The sequence below is a fragment of the Dinoroseobacter sp. S124A genome, assembly GCF_049801015.1.
Taxonomy (GTDB): Bacteria; Pseudomonadota; Alphaproteobacteria; order Rhodobacterales; family Rhodobacteraceae; genus Dinoroseobacter.
Genome location: NZ_JBNAGD010000001.1, coordinates 393,556 through 412,576 on the forward strand (window position 1 = coordinate 393,556; position 19,021 = coordinate 412,576).

Annotated in this window: 19 protein-coding genes; 1 reads left to right on the forward strand and 18 read right to left on the reverse strand. The window is 63.0% G+C overall.

The genetic code is table 11. The features are described from left to right. Window positions 1-40: 40 nt before the first annotated feature. From ACP15I_RS01820 to ACP15I_RS01880, 13 genes are all read right to left on the reverse strand, one after another. Complete coding sequence (locus ACP15I_RS01820; RefSeq protein WP_424973669.1) at window positions 41-1,348, reverse strand: ATPase; 1,308 nt, start codon at window positions 1,346-1,348, stop codon at window positions 41-43. A 36-nt stretch (window positions 1,349-1,384) separates the two neighbouring features. Further along, window positions 1,385-1,894, reverse strand: coding sequence for an A24 family peptidase (locus tag ACP15I_RS01825; RefSeq protein ID WP_424973670.1), 510 nt, complete (start codon window positions 1,892-1,894; stop codon window positions 1,385-1,387). Window positions 1,895-1,901: 7 nt separating this feature from the next. Beyond that, window positions 1,902-2,753 (reverse strand): tetratricopeptide repeat protein, encoded by an 852-nt coding sequence (locus ACP15I_RS01830; protein WP_424973671.1) that lies wholly within the window; start codon window positions 2,751-2,753, stop codon window positions 1,902-1,904. A gap of 45 nt (window positions 2,754-2,798) precedes the next feature. Continuing rightward, window positions 2,799-3,401 carry a tetratricopeptide repeat protein gene (locus tag ACP15I_RS01835; RefSeq protein WP_424973672.1) on the reverse strand — a complete coding sequence of 201 codons (603 nt, stop codon included), beginning with the start codon at window positions 3,399-3,401 and terminating at the stop codon, window positions 2,799-2,801. Next, window positions 3,370-4,359, reverse strand: a complete 990-nt coding sequence (locus ACP15I_RS01840; RefSeq protein WP_424973673.1) for a type II secretion system F family protein — start codon at window positions 4,357-4,359, stop codon at window positions 3,370-3,372. Before ACP15I_RS01840 ends, ACP15I_RS01835 begins: the two co-directional genes overlap by 32 nt. A 10-nt stretch (window positions 4,360-4,369) precedes the next feature. Beyond that, window positions 4,370-5,338, reverse strand: coding sequence for a type II secretion system F family protein (locus ACP15I_RS01845; protein ID WP_424964667.1), 969 nt, complete (start codon window positions 5,336-5,338; stop codon window positions 4,370-4,372). A gap of 2 nt (window positions 5,339-5,340) precedes the next feature. Continuing rightward, complete coding sequence (locus ACP15I_RS01850) at window positions 5,341-6,789, reverse strand: CpaF family protein (protein ID WP_424973674.1); 1,449 nt, start codon at window positions 6,787-6,789, stop codon at window positions 5,341-5,343. A gap of 19 nt (window positions 6,790-6,808) precedes the next feature. Then, on the reverse strand, window positions 6,809-8,053 hold the full coding sequence (locus tag ACP15I_RS01855; RefSeq protein ID WP_424974104.1) for an AAA family ATPase: 1,245 nt from the start codon (window positions 8,051-8,053) through the stop codon (window positions 6,809-6,811). Between the two features lie 258 nt (window positions 8,054-8,311). Further along, on the reverse strand, window positions 8,312-8,956 hold the full coding sequence (locus ACP15I_RS01860) for an OmpA family protein (protein ID WP_424973675.1): 645 nt from the start codon (window positions 8,954-8,956) through the stop codon (window positions 8,312-8,314). Between the two features lie 4 nt (window positions 8,957-8,960). After that, window positions 8,961-10,385 carry a type II and III secretion system protein family protein gene (locus ACP15I_RS01865; RefSeq protein ID WP_424964664.1) on the reverse strand — a complete coding sequence of 475 codons (1,425 nt, stop codon included), beginning with the start codon at window positions 10,383-10,385 and terminating at the stop codon, window positions 8,961-8,963. 178 nt (window positions 10,386-10,563) lie between these two features. Further along, on the reverse strand, window positions 10,564-11,406 hold the full coding sequence (gene cpaB / locus ACP15I_RS01870; RefSeq protein WP_424964663.1) for a Flp pilus assembly protein CpaB: 843 nt from the start codon (window positions 11,404-11,406) through the stop codon (window positions 10,564-10,566). Window positions 11,407-11,600: 194 nt separating this feature from the next. Then, on the reverse strand, window positions 11,601-11,816 hold the full coding sequence (locus ACP15I_RS01875; protein WP_424964662.1) for a pilus assembly protein: 216 nt from the start codon (window positions 11,814-11,816) through the stop codon (window positions 11,601-11,603). 245 nt (window positions 11,817-12,061) lie between these two features. After that, on the reverse strand, window positions 12,062-12,277 hold the full coding sequence (locus tag ACP15I_RS01880; protein ID WP_424964660.1) for a Flp family type IVb pilin: 216 nt from the start codon (window positions 12,275-12,277) through the stop codon (window positions 12,062-12,064). Between the two features lie 430 nt (window positions 12,278-12,707). Here ACP15I_RS01880 and ACP15I_RS01885 point away from each other — a divergent pair, with 430 nt between their 5' ends. After that, window positions 12,708-13,454: a lytic transglycosylase domain-containing protein gene (locus tag ACP15I_RS01885; protein ID WP_424973676.1), complete on the forward strand. Its 747-nt coding sequence runs from the start codon at window positions 12,708-12,710 to the stop codon at window positions 13,452-13,454. A 6-nt stretch (window positions 13,455-13,460) separates the two neighbouring features. Here the strand turns inward: ACP15I_RS01885 and ACP15I_RS01890 are convergent, their stop codons facing one another. The 5 genes from ACP15I_RS01890 to topA form a co-directional block, all read right to left on the reverse strand. Next, on the reverse strand, window positions 13,461-13,751 hold the full coding sequence (locus tag ACP15I_RS01890; protein ID WP_424973677.1) for a GNAT family N-acetyltransferase: 291 nt from the start codon (window positions 13,749-13,751) through the stop codon (window positions 13,461-13,463). A 5-nt stretch (window positions 13,752-13,756) separates the two neighbouring features. Then, window positions 13,757-14,383 carry a 3-oxoacid CoA-transferase subunit B gene (locus tag ACP15I_RS01895; RefSeq protein WP_424964656.1) on the reverse strand — a complete coding sequence of 209 codons (627 nt, stop codon included), beginning with the start codon at window positions 14,381-14,383 and terminating at the stop codon, window positions 13,757-13,759. 24 nt (window positions 14,384-14,407) lie between these two features. Beyond that, window positions 14,408-15,424, reverse strand: coding sequence for a PAS domain-containing protein (locus ACP15I_RS01900; RefSeq protein ID WP_424964655.1), 1,017 nt, complete (start codon window positions 15,422-15,424; stop codon window positions 14,408-14,410). An 11-nt stretch (window positions 15,425-15,435) separates the two neighbouring features. Beyond that, window positions 15,436-16,131, reverse strand: a complete 696-nt coding sequence (locus ACP15I_RS01905; RefSeq protein ID WP_424965410.1) for a CoA transferase subunit A — start codon at window positions 16,129-16,131, stop codon at window positions 15,436-15,438. Window positions 16,132-16,255: 124 nt separating this feature from the next. Beyond that, window positions 16,256-18,973 carry a type I DNA topoisomerase gene (topA, locus tag ACP15I_RS01910; protein ID WP_424973678.1) on the reverse strand — a complete coding sequence of 906 codons (2,718 nt, stop codon included), beginning with the start codon at window positions 18,971-18,973 and terminating at the stop codon, window positions 16,256-16,258. Window positions 18,974-19,021 lie beyond the last annotated feature (48 nt).

Genomic DNA, 19,021 nt, shown 5'->3' on the forward strand with positions numbered 1-19,021 from the left:
GGAAATAGGCCAGCGCGGGCGGCGGGCCAAGCCGGATTGATCAATGGGCGATTTCGCCCTCATCCACATAGAGGTTCGACCAGGCCCGGTCGATCAGATCGGGCGACATGTGGTTTGGCACGCCTTCGTAGCGGCAGACCGCAATCATTTGATCCAAAAGGAAATTCGCGTGGAAATTGGCATAGACATGATCCACCTCCGGGTATTTCCGGGTCATGAGATGCACAAGGCTCGCCTCATCCAGCGGCACGTTCTTTGCCTTGGCGACAAGGCCGAAGATCTTGAGAAACTCCTCCTTGGTCGGCCCGTCGATCTTGAGCTTGAAGAACACGCGGCGCAGGGCGGCGTTGTCGAAAATCTCGTTCGGGTGAAAGTTGGTCGAGAACACCACCAGCGTGTCGAAGGGCACGATGAATTTTTCACCCGATTGCAGCGCGAGGATGTCATAGCCCGCCTCCATCGGGACGATCCATCGGTTGATCAGGGCCTGGGGCGGCTCCGCCTGACGGCCCAGATCGTCGACGATGAAGATCCCACCCGTCGCCTTCATCTGCAACGGCGCGGTATAGGTCCGCGCGACCGGGTTGTAGTTGAGATCCAGCATCGCCAGCTCAAGCTCACCCCCGGTGATCACCGCAGGGCGTTTGCAGCAGACATAGCGCTGGTCATGGCCGATGCTGCGCCGCAGGCTCGAGCGCGACTGGGTCGGGGAGGCCACGGGCGTGTGGACGACCGGATCGAAGACGGTGATGATCTGGCCACCATAGCTGATGGCGCGCGGGACATAGACATGGTCCCCCATGGCGTCTCGGATCCCGTTGGAGATCGAGGATTTCCCGTTCCCGGGCGGCCCGTAGAGCAGCACCGAGCGCCCCGATGTGACCGCGGGACCAAGCTGCTGCAGCAGGCCCTTGGGAAGTACCAGATGCCCCATGGATTGCGCCAGCTTCTCGGGCGTGAGCACGACATTCTTGATCGACTGGCGCTCGGCCTGTTCGGCGAAATGCTCCATCGGGACGGGGACAGCGCCGTAATATTCCGATTGCGTCAGCGCATCGAGGGCACGGGCCTTGCCCTGATCCGCGATGGCAAAGCGCATCTCCTCGGCCCCTTCGGAGGTCAGCGAGCCAAGCGCCTCGACCATCTTGAGCTGCCGCGCGGTGTCGATCAGGTCCTGCACCACGGGCACGGGGATGGCCATCGCCTCAGACAATTCGGTCGCGCGGGTCAGGGACCGACGAAACATCGTCTTGAGCAACAGATCCTGCAACATGGTGGCAGGCAGCCCCAGATCCGCGACGCTGCGCGGACTGGTCGGGGCAATGGACGGCGTGCTGTGATGAGTCATCCCGGGTCTCCCACGGGCAGTCTAGATCCCGGGCCCCTAACGGAGTGTTACCGCCGGCAGGATCAGCGGCATCGCCAGGTAAAGCATGAGCGTTCCGCTCAGCGCGAGGCCCATGGGGAAATCGCGATCCCGCGTCCAGCTTTCCCAATCTGGGGTCAGGCTGCGCAGGGCCGGGACCCTGCGCGCGGCGCGATGGGTGGCAAAGGCTGCCAGCAATACCGCAGAGAACAGCACCAAGACCAGCGCAGCATCCTGCAGGGCGACGAAGGGCGCCATGGCGGCGGCGAACTTGGCATCCCCGGCCCCGACCATCCGCAGCGACGAGACCACAAAGCCGATCCCGAGGATCACCAGCCCATGGACCCAGCGCCAGCCATACTCGGCCAGAGGCATCAGGAAGGGACCGGCACAGGCAAATACCGCGAGAAGGGTCAGCACGGTCCAATTCGGGATGCGCATGAATTTCATGTCGCTCCAGGCGATAAAGAGGCAGATCGGCGACACGAACAGCAGGAACAGGAATGTGCCGGTCGCCGGGTCTGTCATCGGGGCCTCAGGCTTCGCTGTCCAGCGTCCTCAGCGCGCGCACGGCGGCTTCAAAATGCTGGGGATGGGTGTCAATCGCTTCGCGCAGCAGGCCGCGCCCGGTTGCAATATCCCCCTGTTTGATCGCCGATAGGGCAAGAGTGTGCAACAACTGTGCCCGTTCGATCTGGGTCACGGGGACGGGGGGCAGGGCATAGTTGCGCTGCGCCCCGCGGGCGAGAACGAGGTTGTTCTTGGCGATGAACAGATCCGGGTCATAGCCGATCGCTTCGTTGAAAAGCTTCTCCGCCCCGCGGAAATCGCCGCGCGACAGCTTGGAATAGCCCCAGTTGTTGAGCACGCCGGAGGGCCGCGTGGTCAGGCCCACGGCGATCTCGTAAAAGCTGTCGGCCGCGCGCCAGTCTTTCTCGCTATCGGCGACCATGGCCTCCAGCCGATACCGTTTGAAGGTCTCGAAAGTGGGGGGAACGGAATCCAGTTGCGCCTGCGCCCGGTCCCACTCGCCGGCCCGGATCAGGGCATCCGCGAAATCGACGCGATCCTCGTCGGTGACCTCGTCGCTGTCGATCACGGTTTGCCAGGCGGAGACCGCGGAGGTCGCATTCCCGCTGCGGGTCATGGACTTGGCCAGACCACGCTGAAGATCGATACGCTCCGGCATGTCCTGGGTCGCGCGCTGGAAATAGGCGACCGCCTCTTCCGGGTCGGCCGAATTCAGCATCAGGTTGTTGAGATTGTTCTCATCGATGACATTCACCGCGTCCAACTCGCGGGTCACATCGATCTCCTCTGAAGGCGCGCAGGCTCCAAGAACCAGCAACGCCAGGCCCGCGGGGGCCAAAGCCTGCGAATAACGCATGTGTCGCGTCCTTTTTTGCTCGATGTCGGTACGATCCCAATGCGGTCAGGGCGCGATCAGCAGGTAGCTGCCATTGCCTTGCCAAACCAGGTCGAACTCGTTGTTATCGCTGGCGCCAGCGTAGCTCACCTGGTCGCGTTTTGCGATAGCGAGGCGGAGGTTGTTGCGAATGTCGTCCGAATTGCCACTGTCGAGGGCGAAGGCTTTTTGAAAGACGCGCGAGGCCTCGCCATATTCGCCCCGTTCCATGAGCACCGCGCCAAGATTGTTCCAGGCCGGGACAAAGGCGGGATCCTCCTCGACCGCTTGCCGCAGCAGGCTTTCAGACTGCTCCAGCCGGCCAAGTTTCAGATTGGCCGACCCGATCGCGCTGAGCACATCGGCGGTCATGCCCTGTTCCGCCCCGGCCCGGAAGAATGCGCGCAACGCGAGATCATATTCCCCGGCCTCCATCAGCCGATTGCCGACCACGAGCCCATCGACAGCTTCGCCATCCACCGCGAGCGCGCTGGGCGGGAAGGGGTTGTCGCCGAGATCGTCGAGGCTGGGGGTGGAGGGGCTGCACCCGATCAACAGGCCCGCCGCGCCACACAGAAGTGCGATCCGGGTTGGAGCGCTAGGGGCCACCGCGTTGAGACAAGCTTTCATAGATGCTCCACATGGACGGCCCGATCAGGATGATCAGGAGTGGCGGCACCGTAAACATCATTGTCCCGAGTGTCAGCTTTGTCGGAAGGACATTGGCCTTTTCTTCGGCGCGCATGACCCGTTTGTCACGCATCTCGCTGGCATAGACCCGCAGCGCATCGGCGATGGAGGTACCGAAGGATTGCGATTGGATCAGCACCGTGACGAAGGAGGTGACATCGCCCACCCCGCAGCGTTCGGACATGTCCTTCAGCACCGTGATCTTGTCCTTGCCGGCCTTAATCTCGAAGGCGACCATCTCGAATTCGTCCGCGAGCGCGGGGAAGCCGGCCCGGATTTCATGGGCCACGCGGATGATGGCCTGGTCGAGCCCCTGGCCCGCCTCGACACAGACCAGCATCAGATCGAGGCTGTCGGGGAAGCCGTTGGTAATCTCCTCCTGGCGTTTTTCGATCCGCTTATCGACCCAGTATTTCGGCAGGTAGTAGCCGCACAGGCCTGGCACCAACGTGGTCAGGGCTGCTTTGGTGACATCCGGTTCCTCGCCGCCGCCGAACAGAAAGGTATAGACCACCCCAACAAAGAGCAGGCCGAGCCCCAGGGCGAATTGCGCGAAATGGAAGATCTTGACCGAGGATTTCTGCCGATAGCCCGCCTGGATCAGCTTGAGGCGAATGGCAGACAATTCCGCGTTGTCCTGCGGTTCGAGATATTGCGAGAACCGTTCCAGCTTCTTGCCCGGATCATCCTGCCGCAAGGCTGTGGCGCGCTCATCTCCGCGATCCGCGGAGCTTTTGCCCAGACGCTCTTCCTTGAGCTTCAGCAGCGGATCCTGTTCCTTTCGGAGCAGGATCGGCAGCGTGACGAGGATGAGGATCGCGCCCAGGAACCCGACCGAGAGGACCGGACCCAGCGGGCCGAGATACTGCACCAGCAACGCGTTGACGGCTTCGAACACGGGCGCGCTCCTAGACTTTGATATTCACCATCATCTTCATGAAGATGATGTTGATGGTCAGGAACACCGCGACTATCACACAGGCGGGAATGAAGGCGGGGGTGTCCTTCACATCCGCATAATAGTCCGGTTCCATCAGGTTGATGCCGACAAGCGCGAGAAAGGGGAAGCCGGACAGGAACATCCCGGACCATTTCGCCTCGGCGGTGATCGCCTTGACCCGGCGAAACAATTTGAACCGCGCCCGGATCACTTTTGCTAGGCCGTCAAGGATCTCGGCCAGATTGCCCCCGGATTGGGACTGGATCGAGACCGCAACCGCCAGAAAGCGCAAATCCTGCATATCCATCCGCTCGGCCAGTTCCTTGAGCGCTTCGGTGACATCCCGGCCATAGGCGGCTTCATCCGCGATCATGCCAAACTCTGTTCCCAGGGGGTCGGCAACCTCCTTGGCGACGATGTTGATCGCCGAGGAAAAGGGGTGCCCCACGCGCAGGGACCGCACCATCAGCTCGACCGCGTCGGGCAACTGCTCCTCGATCATCGCGAGGCGCTGCTTGGCCTTCTTGTTCACCCACATGTACACGGCGCCCACGCCGATCGCGACCGCCGCCACGCAGCGCACGGGCATGGAGGCCTGCGTGCCGATGGACAGCCCGACAAAGGAGACCACCGTCAGCAGAAGCATGATCATCATGAGGGCCGCGGGTGAGAAGGCGACATTGCCCTTCTTCGCCTTGTCCGCGAGCATGGCATAGAGCGGCAGGATCGACGTAGTCTTGTGCTGCGACATTTCCTTGCGGAGTTGGTCGAGCACGGCGTCCCGCGTGGCGCCTTTGTCGAGCATGTCGAGGCGGCGATTGACCTTGCTGTTCAGGCTGATCGACTTGCCGAAGGCGACGAGATAGATCCCCTCGACCAAAAACAGGACGCCTACGAAAATCCCAATATAGATAAGGGGTTCGATGCTCAGTTGCATGGTTAGCCCTTCGTTGGTTCATAGATGGAGGCGGGAATGTCGTAGCCCCATTGCTTGAAGCGGTCCGAGTAGTGGGAGCGCACGCCGGTGGCGGTGAAATGACCCTTGATCTTGCCATCGGGCAGCAGGCCTGTCCGCTGGTAGCGGAAGACCTCCTGCATGGAGATGATATCGCCCTCCATCCCGGTGATCTCGGTGATCGACACCATCCGGCGGGAGCCGTCCTGGAGACGCGATGCCTGCACGATCAGGTTCACGGCCGAGGAGATCTGGGCCCGCAAGGCACGGATCGGCATCTCGATCCCGGCCATGGCGACCATGTTCTCTAGACGGCTCACCCCGTCGCGGGCGGAGTTGGCATGGATCGTGGTCATGGAGCCGTCATGGCCGGTGTTCATCGCCTGAAGCATGTCGATCACCTCTTCGCCGCGGGTCTCGCCGACGATGATCCGATCCGGGCGCATCCGCAGGGCGTTGCGCAGGCAATCGCGCTGGGTCACCGCGCCCTTGCCCTCCACATTGGCGGGGCGGCTTTCCATACGGCCCACATGGACCTGCTGCAATTGCAGCTCGGCGGTATCCTCGATGGTCAGGATCCGTTCCGAATTGTCGATGAAAGAACTGAGTGCATTCAGCGTCGTCGTCTTGCCCGAGCCCGTACCGCCGGAGACGATGACATTCAGACGGCAGGCCACGGCGGCCTGCAGATAGACCGCCATTTCCTCGGAGAACGCACCGAAATTGACCAGATCGTCGATGCCCAGCTTGTCTTTCTTGAACTTCCGAATGGATACGAGGCTGCCATCGCAGGCAATCGGGCCAACCATGGCATTGAAACGCGAGCCATCGGCGAGCCGCGCATCCACATAGGGGTTCTGCTCGTCGACGCGGCGGCCCACCGCCGAGACGATCTTGTCGATGATGCGCAGCAGGTGTTTCTCATCCCGAAACTTCACATCCGAGAGCTGCAATTTGCCGGCCCGCTCGACAAACACCCTTTGCGGGCCATTGACGAGGATATCGTTGACATCGTCATCCTTGAGCAGGGGTTCCAGAGGTCCGAGGCCGCGCACCTCGTCATAAAGCTCCTCGTAGAGGGCGCGCCGTTCATCCTTGTTCAGGGCCACGCTCATACTGGCGAGCGACTCGTTGGCGATCTGGGCGATTTCGGCGCGCAGCTCCTTTTCGCTGGCGCTTTCGAGGGCGGCAAGGTTCAGCTCCTCAAGGAGTTGCTTGTGCAGCGAAACCTTGAGCTCGTTGAGCTTCTGCTCGCGCCGGGCTTCCTTTTCGGACACCTCGCCGGTTGCGGGCTTGGTCGATGGTTGCGCGGCTTTGGCCGGGGCAGGCTTGGGCGCCGACTTGACCGGCGCGGCAGGTGTTTGTGCGGCCGCCGGGACCGGGGGGCGCGCGCCGGGTTTGGCGGGGGCGTCTTTTCGGTATTTTGCAAACATGTCTCGCCCTTTCCCGACCTCAGCCGCCTGCGGCCGCCGACCCTGCGCTGATCTCGTGCAGAGACTTGGCAAGCTTCGCGATCTCTTTGCGCAAGGGGTTCTTGGCGGCGCGCTGGGCCAGCGGTGACCCGTGATCATTGGATTCCGCCACGGCCTTGCCGCCATCGGGGAGTTTCTCGCCAAAGGAGATGTCGAGGCTTTCGGCCATGCGTTTCACCCGCGCCTTGCCCGACAGATCGGTCATCTTGGGCGCGCGGTTGAGCACGAAGCGCAGCTTTTCCACGGGCAGATCCTCGAACCTCAGGGTTCGAACAAAGCGCAGCGCGTTTTGGGCCGAACGCAGGTCCAGTTCGATCACCGGGAAAAAGACATCCGACATCCGCAGAGCGGTCTCAGTCCAGTTCACCAGGGCGCTGGGCATGTCGATCACGAGATAGTCGAACATGCCGGCGGCGGTCGCGATCAGCTTTTCCATATCCTCCGGCGGCAGAAGATCCAGTGGCAGGATCTCGGTCGGTGACGTGAAGACGCTGAGCTTGCCATCCACCGTCTGCAGCGCCTGCCGGAACACATCCTCGTCGAGGCTTTCGATATCCGACATCAGCTCAAAGATCATGTCCTTGCGGGGCAGATCGAGATAGGTCGCGACAGAGCCAAACTGCTGATCCATGTCCAGCAAGCCGACCCGCGGCGTCTCTCCCTTCAGAGTGGCGAGTTCCCAGGCGAGGTTGACCGCAAGGCTCGTCGCACCGACGCCCCCCGCCAAGCCCTGGATCGCAAAGATCGTGCAGCCGGTCGTGGTCCGCGAGGGCAGGATCGCCTCGGTTGCAGGCGTCTGTTCGGTATGTACGGCGTTCGGCGCGGCAAGGGGCGGACGATCCGCCTTCGAGAGCCGCTCCACCGCTTCGGACAGGCCCGCCTCGGGCATCGGATAGGGCAAAAACTCCCGCGCGCCGGCCTGCAACACCTGATGCAGGATGATCGGGTCCAGTTCATCGGCGATCAGCAGAACCGCGATCGACAGATCCGTTGCCTTATGCACGATGGACAGAATGGTTTCGATATCCGCCTCATCCTCGATATCGAGGGCCAGCGCGATCACCTTGAGCAGGGCAGCATCCGGCTGGTCGAGAAAGGACATCGTGTCAGAGATCCGCAGATCGCCCCAGCCATCCTTGAACTCGGCTTCCATCTCGTCGATCAGGATTTCGAAATTCTGAACGTCGCGCGACACGGTACAGGCGAGAATGGGCGCCCCGTGCATCGGATCGCCCGCATCGCCCTTCGGATTGCTCCCATTCAGCTGCGCTGCCGCTGTCATTCCTGCCACCTCGGTCGGGTCCGTTCCAACACCGACCTCTACAGTTCGTCACAGCGAGTATCGTTATCGAAGGTAAACAGGGCAGTAATGGCGCCGCTCTTGCCGGCATTTGAGCCGGAGAAGAACAGACAATTCTAAGAAAAAGCCCCGCACGTGAGGTGCGGGGCGAGCCTGTGATGGATGTGACGTGTATGTGCCGGTCTAGCCGCCGTCTCCGCCAGCGGCTTCGGTTTTTTCGAAGCGCGTTTCGTAGGTTGCGCCCTCAACGAACTCTCGGTTGATGACCGCGGCATACTTGCCGTTGAGCTTGATCGGGTCGGTTTCGAGAAAGCCGCTGACCTCGGTGACCGTGCGACGGTTGCGCAACTCGCGCCCCTGGGTCACGATCAGCGGCTGCGTCTCACCCAGTGAGACAAGCGCCTGCAGCTGACGCCGGTCCACGCCTTGGGACACCAGATAGTTCACCGCTCGATTCGCGCGTGCGCGACCGAGCCGCTGGTTATAGGCCGCCGAGCCCACAAGATCCGTGTGGCCAAAGACCGAGAAGCGCAACTCGGGGAATTGTCGGATGAAGCGCGCCTGCACATCCAATGCAGCGCGGGCCTCGGCACTGAGCGTGGATTGGTTGAAGGCGAAATTGATCGTGCTGGGCACCTCGCGCGCGAAGCGCTGAGCCAGGCTGACCGTGGCCGAGATCTCACCGGTCTGGACAAGCGTGTTGTTCAGGGTCGGGGTGCCGAAGCCCCCTTCATCGATCTGGCTGCCGACCTCGGCATCGGGGTTGGCGCAGGCGGCGAGGGCGAGCAGGGCGGCGGCCCCGAGAAGCTGGGTCTGGCGCAGGGTCATCGGATCACTCCATCACGTAGCCATAGGACCCCGAGAAGTCCTGTTGCGCGACCTCCCCAGCCGCCCCGCGCCGCGGGGTGCGGTCGCTCACGAGCTTGCCGTTGAGGAAGAACTCCCGTTCCGAGGGGATGCGGATCCGGTCCGTGGGCAGGACCAGCGCCTCGCCCCGGGTCGGGCTGACGAGATGGGCGGTGACGATGATCACCAGTTCGGACTGGCTGCGCGCATAATCCGCACTGCGGAAGAGGGCGCCGAGCACGGGGATGTCGCCGAGCCAAGGCACCTGTCCGGCAAAGTCCCGGAAGTCATCTTCGAGCAGACCGGCGATCGCGAAACTGTCCCCGTCGCGCAGCTGTACGGTGGTGTTGGTCTCGCGGCGGCTGAAGCCCTGAACCGTCAGAGAGTCGGTGATGATCGAGGCCGACGAGTCGAGCGCCGAGACCGCCGCGGCCAGCTCCAGGTTGATCACCTTGTCTTCAAGCACCGTCGGAATGAAATCGAGCTCCACACCGAAGGGCTTGTAGTCGACCGAGATCCCGCCATCGCCATCGGCCACGGGGATCGGATACTCGCCACCGGCCAGGAAGCTCGCGCTCTGACCCGAAAGTGCGGTCAGGTTCGGTTCGGCCAGCGTGCGGACAACGCCCTTGTTTTCAAGCGCTTCGAGCAGAATGCCCAGGCTGACATTGCCCAGGTTGAAGCCAAGGCCGATGCTGCCTGCGGCCTCGGGATTGAGGTTCAGGATCGTGCTGTTGGCGCCGCCAATCGGCTCCCCCGAGGCGATGGCCCCGGACCCGAGCCCGATGGAGAACGCGCCATCGCTGCCATTGAACACCGCGGTCATGCCGTTGGACAGCTGCTTGCTGACCGAGCGCTGCATCTCGGCAAAGCGGACCTTGAGCATCACCTGCTGGGTGCCGCCCACGGTCATCAGGTTCGAGACCCGGTCCGGGGCGTAGCGCTGAGCGAGATCGAGCGCCCGGTCGAGGGCGGTCAGGCTGGAGGCGGTACCGCTCAGGACGATCCCGTCATTGGCGGTGCGCACCTCGATCGCCTCATTGGGCAGGATCTGCTGCAGGCGTTCCTTGAACTCGGCGATGTCCGGGGTGACCTGCACATCCACATTGGTGATCAGGCGGCCATCGGCCCCGAGCAGGGTCATGGTGGTGCGCCCGGCGGATTTGCCGAGGACATAGATGCTGCGATCTGAGAGTGTGGCGATATCGGCAATGCCGGGATTGGCGATGGAGAGTTCCGCGAAGGGAATCTCGCTCTCGACCACGACGGCGCGATTGAGAGGCACCTGCAATGTCGAGGTGGCCTGACCCTCCTGAACGCGGAGGACCTGTGACATCGCCGGGGCGCTGCCGAATGAAATGCCAAGAGAGAGGCCCAGAAGCCCCGCGCTGACCCAGTTTCTCAACGTCATGTGATCCTGCCTCTATGACCACTCTATATACGGGGTCTATCGCCCCTTATCCCGCCACCATGACGGATCCTGCGCTTTTTGGCAAGAATCATGCGGTTAGAGGTCGCTGCTGACAAAAACACCGGAGCGAGGCGCCCCGGTGGTGACTATTTTGCAACTGTTAACCTTTCTAAAGGCGTCAGTTGGTGCAGGGGATCGGGATTTCCACAACCTCGGAGCCGCGGCGGGTGCGGATCGTGCACACCTTCTCGATCTCCGCGCGTTCGACGACCTTTTCTTCCTCGATGATGCCCAGCAGTTCGTTCTGGTCGATCTCGATCGAGCCGGTATAGGCCTCATCAGCGGCGCCGACGAGGGACAGAGACAGGCTGCCGGTGCGCTGCGCCTGGGCGAGGCCAGCCACCTGTTTCGGATCCGCCTCGACGGTCACGGTGCGCGCGATGGTCGGGGCGTTGCGGTCCATATCGGCATTCTGGTCGATGCCGATGATCTGCATGCTGGACTGGATCAGTTTGGTCACATCCTGCCCCTTGGAGGCCCCGCTCCAATAGACGTCGATCCGGTCTCCGGGGCGCAGGAAGCCCGAGACGCCGGAGGTGACATTCACGCTGATCGCGAAGGCGCGCATGCCCTTGCTGAGCCGCGACGACACGCCGGCATCCTCGCCGGGTTCCGTGACCTTGACCGCGAGCACGGGCTCATTGGCCTCCATCGCGCGGGTGGCGGTGCGCAGGCGCCCTTTCTCGTCAGGAAAGAGGTCGGCTTCGGTCAGATAGGCGCCCTCGGGCACGGCGTCCTTGGGCCAGCTGACCTTGCGCACATCATCCTTGGTGATCTTCTCGCCATAGCGGATGGGCTTGCCCATCACATAGACCTCGACCACATCGACGGCCTTGGCGAGCTTTTGTTGCTGTTTGGCGACCACGGTCTGGTACTGGTCGAACCGGTCTTTGGCCATCATCACGGCAAAGCCGGCGAGACCGACCCCCAGGATCAGGACGAGTCCGAAAATCAATCGCATGATACGCCTCCGCTGTGGTCAGGCCGCATGGGCGGACCGGGTGTTCTTGTGCCTCAGGCGGTGCCTTGGACCGCAGCGAGGCCGGAATGCGGCCAATTTGTGGCCACGGGGCCGCCCGCGCGGAGAGGGCAGGGCCGGAGTGAGTGGCAAAGGCCGCGCCACTGGCGCGGCCCGCTACAGGCGTCCGACAGGACTTAGTCGGCCGGAGCCGCCGCCGGGAAGGAGGTGTTGATCTGGTCGGTCTCAAGCTGGGTGTCGATATCGCCGGACAGGTTGGCAATACCGCCGGAAACAACGCCGTAGACGGCGATTCCGAGGCCCACGATGGCTGCGGTCAGCACGACCCAGTCCACGGTCACGGCACCGTCTTCTTCGGTGCGGAAAGTCTTGGCAAGCTTGAACAGTTTCATGGTTTTGTTCCTTAGGTTCTTCGGTGTCAAACCGTCACGACGCCCGTATGGTGTTCGTTTCGATGGGATCAGTGTCCGTTTCAAACAGGGCGGCAATGTGGTGGGTTTCGGGTGATTGCCGGTACGTTTTCGAGCAATTGCAAATGAAATATGCAGAGTTTGACGGGGGCACGTGTCGGACTCCGGGGCCCGAAAGCGCAAACGACCGCGCGTCCCTGCGCGGTCGCTTGAGGGTTGTGACCGGATCAGTCGGCCGGGGCCGCCGCCGGGAAGGAGGTGTTGATCTGGTCGGTTTCGAGCTGTGTGTCGATGTCGCCGGACAGGTTGGAGATGCCGCCGGACACCACGCCATAGACGGCGATGCCCAGACCCACGATGGCCGCGGTCAGCACGACCCAGTCCACGGTGACAGCACCATCTTCTTCGGTGCGAAAGCGATGTGCGAGCTTGAAGAGTTTCATCTTTTCAGTCCTCCAAAGGATCCATGTGTCTTCAGTACCGAACCTTTTGGGGCGGGATTGCCCATGGGGCCGACCGGGGCTCCGTCTCGGTATGGAAACACTCTGTTCTCAAATTCGGGCCAAATTTGGTCCGAGCTTCGACCCAAGCGGGACTGTTTTGCGCGCTCGGCGCGGCAGACCTCTGCGAGTATCCCGGGCAATGCGTGCCCCAAATCCCCTATGTTTTGTGTGTTTGCCGCCACAAGCCTCGCCTCACATGCCGCCGAAGTGCCATTTTCCGAGGCCAAGGATCGCGCGGACGGGTTAACACTTTGGAAAAACACGAGCGGTGAAAATGCGAGGATTTGACGAAACCCGACGGTGGATTCCGGCGCTTTGTGCGGTGCTGTGCCTCGCGACTGTGCCTGCATCGGCACAGGATGCTGCGGCTGTGACACCGCCGGGCGGCTTCACCTTCAAGAAGATCGCGCCGCCACCACCGGGCACCACCCGCCGCATCAACATCCAGATCGCGCCGCGCCCGGATCCGGCACTCCCGGTGCCGCCTGCCAGCGTCGCGCAAGATGCTCTGCCCGAGGAACTGCCCTATCAGCGCGCCTTCTGGGAGGCGACGGGCACGGATCTGGCCGGGGCGGGGCCTGCGCGGTTCCTCGATGCCGCCGAGTTCGTGGCGCGACCGGACAATATCGGTCCCGCGGCCCCCAGCCTTGGGGCGCTGCAGGCTCTGGCGGCACAGCATGGCCGGACCATCCTGGCTGAAACCATCGGCACCCGGGTCTCTCCGGCGCTGGTCCTCTCGGTGATGGTGACGGAATCCTCCGGTCGGAGCGAAGTCGTCAGCTCTGCAGGGGCTCAGGGCCTGATGCAGCTCATCCCCGCCACGGCGGCGCGCTTTGATGTGGCGGATCCGTTCGACCCGGCCCAGAACATCGCCGGGGGCGTGCGCTATCTCGACTGGCTGATCGGCACCTTCGACGGCGACGCGATCCTCGCGCTGGCGGGGTATAACGCGGGGGAGAACGCGGTCAAACGGGCCGGGGGCGTGCCGGCCTATCCCGAGACGCGCGCCTATGTGCCCAAGGTGCTCGCGGCCTGGCAGGTGGCGCGGAGCCTCTGCGCCACGCCGCCGGATCTGGCGTCGGATGGGTGCGTGTTCACGACCATGGCCGCGAACTAGCCCCGGCTAGACCTGAAACGCGTCGGCCCAATCCGGGTGCTTGCGCCGCTCGGCATTCACGAAGGGGCAAAGCGGCACGATCTTGATGCCCTGCGCGCGGACATCCTCCACCATGAAGGCCACAAGGGCATGGCCCGCGCCGGTGCCGCGCAGGGCCTCGGGCACGCCGGTATGGTCCGCGATGATGGTCTGCGGCGAGGCCACGGAAAACGTGACCTCGGCCTCTTCCCCGTCGCGACGCAACACATAGCGGCCCTTAGAGCCGTCCAGTTCCTTGGAAATCACCGCGCCGGACACGTGGCTCAGACCAGCGTGGCCTCGGTGGCCGCGCGCAGCTCGTCCTCGGACACACCCTCGGCGCATTCCACGATCTTGAGCCCGCCATCGACCACGTCGAGCACACCGAGATTGGTGATGATCCGGTCGACCACGCCCTTGCCGGTCAGCGGCAGGGTGCATTCCTTGAGAAGCTTGGTCTCGCCACGCTTGTTGGTGTGATCCATCACGACGACCACGCGGCCCACGCCGGCCACGAGATCCATCGCGCCGCCCATGCCCTTGATCAGCTTGCCCGGGATCATCCAGTTGGCCAGATCGCCATTCTCGGCAACCTCCATCGCGCCAAGGATCGCCATGGCGATCTTGCCGCCGCGGATCATGCCAAAGCTCTGGGCGCTGTCGAAATAGGCGGTCTGGGGCAGTTCGGTGATAGTCTGCTTGCCCGCGTTGATCAGGTCGGCATCCTCATCGCCCTCAACCGGGAAGGGGCCCATGCCGAGCATCCCGTTTTCCGACTGCAGGGTGACGGTGACGCCCTCGGGGATGTAGTTGGACACCAGGGTCGGAATGCCGATCCCGAGGTTCACATACATTCCGTCCTGAAGCTCCTGCGCAGCGCGCGCCGCCATTTGGTTGCGGTCCCATGCCATCGTCGGCCTATCCTTTTCTAGTCGTCACGCACCCGCAGGCACGTCAATAATTACCACTGTCCCGGCCGCGCCGCGGACATAGGTCAGCGTGCCTTCGAGACTGTCAATCAGTTCGGTGGCGATGCGCCCGCCCAAGGTCTGCGTGCTCGGGATCGGCAGGTCGCTGGGAATGCCCACGCCATCATCCGAGACCACCACGCGGAAGCCGCCCTCGGTCAGCGCGATCACCTCCATCCGAACCGTGCCCGCATCAAGCCCGATAAAGGCATGCTGGAACGCGTTGGTCAGCACCTCGGAGACAATCAGCCCGGTGCGCGTCGCGGTTTCCAGCGAGGCCTCGAACCGGCCCACATCGATCGAGAAGGCCACCCCCGGACGTCCGTCCGAATGGGCGATGGCATTGGCCACACGGGTCAGGAAGCTGCCCATGCTGATGCCTTCCTTATAGGCGTCGCGATCGGCCAGTCGCATCTCTTCATAAAGAAGCTGCAGACACTCGATCCGGCGGGCGAGGGCGGCGAAGCCTTCCTCGGAGCCCATCTTGTTGGACTGGTCGCGGATGATGTCGATCAGCATCGACAGATCCTGACGCACCCGGCGCTGCACCGCGTTAAGCTGCTTTTCGATGCTCAGGGTCGAGCTGTCGATATCCCGGTCCGACATCGCCTTCTGAATGCCGATGAAATAGTGGCAATGCCCGTCCTCGGACTTCACCGGCGCGATGATCAGCCGGTTCAGAAACGGCTCGCCACTGGCGCGGTAGTTGAGGATATCAACCGTGACATCCTCCTCGCGTTCGATGGCGCGGCGCAGCTTGGCCACATCGGCCTCATCGGTCATGCTGCCTTGCAGGAACCGGCAGTTCCGTCCGATGGCCGCAGTGCGCGAATACCCCGTCACCCGTTCAAACGCGTCGTTCACATAAACGATCGGGTTGTCATGGATGTTGGGATTCGTCAGCACCATGGCCACACGCGCACGCGAAAAGCCCGCGAGGGCCTCGCGGTCGTCCAGAACAGTTCCCAGTGTGCGTGGCTTCATGTTTACCCCCCTCAGGCGGCGCGCGTTGTCCGTTGTTCGATCCGCTTTTCGTGCTCGCCCTGGATCAGGCGGTGCACGTAAATGCCCGGAAGATGGATCGAATCCGGATCAAGCGTACCGGTCGGCACAATTTCCTCAACCTCGACAACGCAGACCTTACCACACATTGCGGCGGGTGGGTTGAAATTGCGCGCCGTCTTGCGAAAGACAAGATTTCCGGTCTCGTCGGCCTTCCACGCCTTCACGATGGACAGGTCGGCAAAGATGCCTTCCTCCATGATGTAGGTCTCGCCGTTGAAGTCCTTGTGCTCCTTGCCCTCGGCAATCACGGTGCCCACGCCGGTCTTGGTGTAAAAGCCCGGGATGCCGCAGCCACCGGCCCGCATCCGCTCGGCCAAGGTGCCTTGCGGGTTGAACTCGATCTCCAGCTCGCCGGACAGGTATTGCTGCATGAAGAGGTCGTTTTCCCCCACATAGGAGGACATCATCTTTGCCACCTGCTTGGTTTGCAACAACAGTCCCAGCCCGAACTCGTCCACGCCGGCATTGTTGCTGGCAATGGTCAGACCCTTGATGCCGCTGTCGCGGACCGCCGCAATGAGAAGTTCGGGGATCCCGCAGAGGCCAAAGCCCCCCGCAGCAATCAGCATGTTGTCAGACAGGAGCCCATCGAGCGCTTCCGCGGCCGACCCGTAAATTTTCTGCATTGGTGCATCCTTCGAAAAACTTGCCCATGTTCTGCCGCTGCAGGGCAGCAGTGTCAATCAGACGGACCGGCAGAATCGGGGATTCTGTCCGTTCGGGCTGACGCGTGGGCCACAGGCCCCTGCGCTACTTGGCAGATGCCTTCTTGGTAGTCGTTTTCTTCTTGGCTGCGGGCTTCTTGGCGGTCTTCTTCTTGGCCGGAGCCTTCTTTCCGGATTTGGCCAGACGCTCTGCGATCAACTCGACCGCCTTTTCCATGGTGACGTCATCGGGCTCGATCGTGTCGGGAATGGTCGCGTTGACCTTTTCCCATTTCACATAAGGCCCGTATTTGCCCTTCATGATGTTGACCGGGCCGCCAGCCTCCGGATGCTCGCCCAACTCCCGCAAGGGTTTGGCGGCGGCGCCACGGCCACCGCGCGAGGCGACCTTCTCCGCCAACAGCTGCACCGCGCGGTTCATGCCAACGGTCCAGACCTCGTCGATCCCTTCGAGATTGGCGTTGGTGCCGCCCCGGTTCGACGTGCTGTCCGCGTGTTTGAGGTAGGGCCCATACCGACCGATATTGGCCCAGACCGGCACGCCGTCCTCCGGGTGCAATCCGATCTGCCGGGGCAGGGAGAGCAGCATGACCGCCCGCTCCAGCTCCAGCTCCTCGGGCGCCCAATCCTTGGGGATCGACTGGCGCGGAGGCTTCTTGTTCTCTTCGGTCACGGCGCCGCGCTGGACGTAAGGTCCGAACCGGCCCTTGAAGACGCGGATCTCGTCGCCATTATCCTCGCCCAGCAATTTGCCCTCGGGCGGGATCGAGCTGGCCTCCTCCATGCCCGGCGGGCCGAAGGGGCGCGTGTAGCGACATTCGGGATAGTTCGAGCAGCCGATAAAGGCCCCGCCCGACCGCGCCGTGCGCATCGACAGCTGCCCCATGCCGCAATTCGGGCATTGCCGGGGCGGACTGCCATCCTCGCGCGGCGGGAAGAGATGGGGGGCCAGAACCTCGTTGATCTTCTCGAGCACATCGGTGATCCGCAGCTCGGCAGTTTCTGCAATGGCCGCCGAGAAGTCGCGCCAGAACCGGTCGAGCACGTCCTTGTAGTTACGATCTCCGGCGGACACCTCGTCGAGCTGGTTTTCCAGATCGGCGGTGAAGTCATAGCCGACATATTTGCGGAAATAATTGCTCAGGAACACGGTCACCAGACGGCCCTTGTCCTCGGGCTTCAGCCGGTTCTTGTCCTTGATGACATAGCCGCGATCCTGGATCGTGGTGACGATGGAGGCATAGGTTGAGGGTCGCCCGATTCCGAGCTCTTCCATCTTCTTGACCAGCGTCGCCTCGGTATAGCGGGGCGGGGGCTGGGTGAAATGCTGCTGTCCGAAGACCGCGCCGTTTTCCGACAGGATGCCGCCCGCGTTGCGCTGCATCCCCGCGCCGGGCGCGGTGGCCTCGATCACCTCGGCGCCGGTTTCGCCCGCCTTGGCGAAAACCCCGTTCAGCCCGCCCGTATGGAGCGGGGCCGCATCCCCCTGGGTGATCTGGGGCAGGCGCTTGTCGTCATCGCTGGTGCTGTCCTCGTCCTGGCCCTCGGTATAGATCTTCATGAAACCGTCGAACACGATCACCTGACCGGTGGCCCGCAGCTCGACCTGGCCATCGGGCGCGCCGATCTCCACCGTGGTCCGTTCCAGCTTGGCGGCGGCCATCTGGCTCGCCAGGGTCCGCTTCCAGATCAGGTCATAGAGCTTGCGCTGATCCGGCTCGGTGACCTTGAGGTCATCGGGCGCACGGCCCATCTCGGTGGGCCGGATGCATTCATGGGCTTCCTGGGCGTTCTTGGCCTTGTTCTTGTAGATCCGCGGGCTGCCGGGCAGGTATTCCGCGCCGTAGCGGGTCTTGATCGTGTCGCGGGCATCGGTGACCGCCTCTGGGGCCATGTCGATCCCGTCGGTCCGCATATAAGTAATGTAGCCCGCCTCGTAGAGCCGCTGCGCCGTGGACATGGTCTGGCGCGCGCCGAAGCCGAACTTTCGGCTCGCCTCCTGCTGCAGGGTCGAGGTCATGAAGGGGGCAGAGGGGTTGCGTGTCCCCGGCTTGGCTTCGACCGAGGTCACGCTGAGATTGCGGGAGGTCACGGCCTGCACCGCGAGCTCGGCCGCCTCGGCCGTGGCCAGATCGAACCGGTCGAGCTTCTTGCCGCCAAGCGATGTGAGCCGCGCCTCGTAGGTCTGGCCGCGGGGCGTTTCGAACACGGCCCGCACGGACCAGTATTCTCTGGGATCGAAGACCTCGATCTCCATCTCGCGCTCGACGATCAGGCGCAGGCAGACCGATTGCACCCGGCCTGCCGATTTCGCGCCCGGCAGCTTCCGCCAGAGCACGGGAGAGAGGTTGAACCCCACGAGATAATCGAGCGCGCGGCGGGCGAGATAGGCCTCGACCAGCTCCATATCCACGTCACGCGGGGCTTTCATCGCCTCGGTGACGGCGGTCTCGGTGATGGCGTTGAACACCACGCGGCTGACATCGGTGGTCTTCTTGATCGCCTTGCGCTTGGTGAGCGCTTCCTGAAGGTGCCAGCTGATCGCCTCGCCCTCGCGATCAGGGTCGGTCGCGAGGATCAGCGTGTCGTCATCCTTGAGCGCATCGGCGATCGCCTTGACGTGTTTCTTGCTGTCGCTGGCGATCTCCCAGAGCATCTCGAACCCGTGCTCGGTATCCACCGATCCGTCCTTGGGCGGCAGGTCACGCACATGGCCATAAGAGGCCAGAACGGTGTAGTCGTTCCCGAGATATTTGTTGATTGTCTTGGCCTTGGCGGGCGACTCGACGACGACAACGGGCATGCGATTTCCTGAAAATTCGGTCTGGGCGGTTGCGCGCAAGATGTGGAG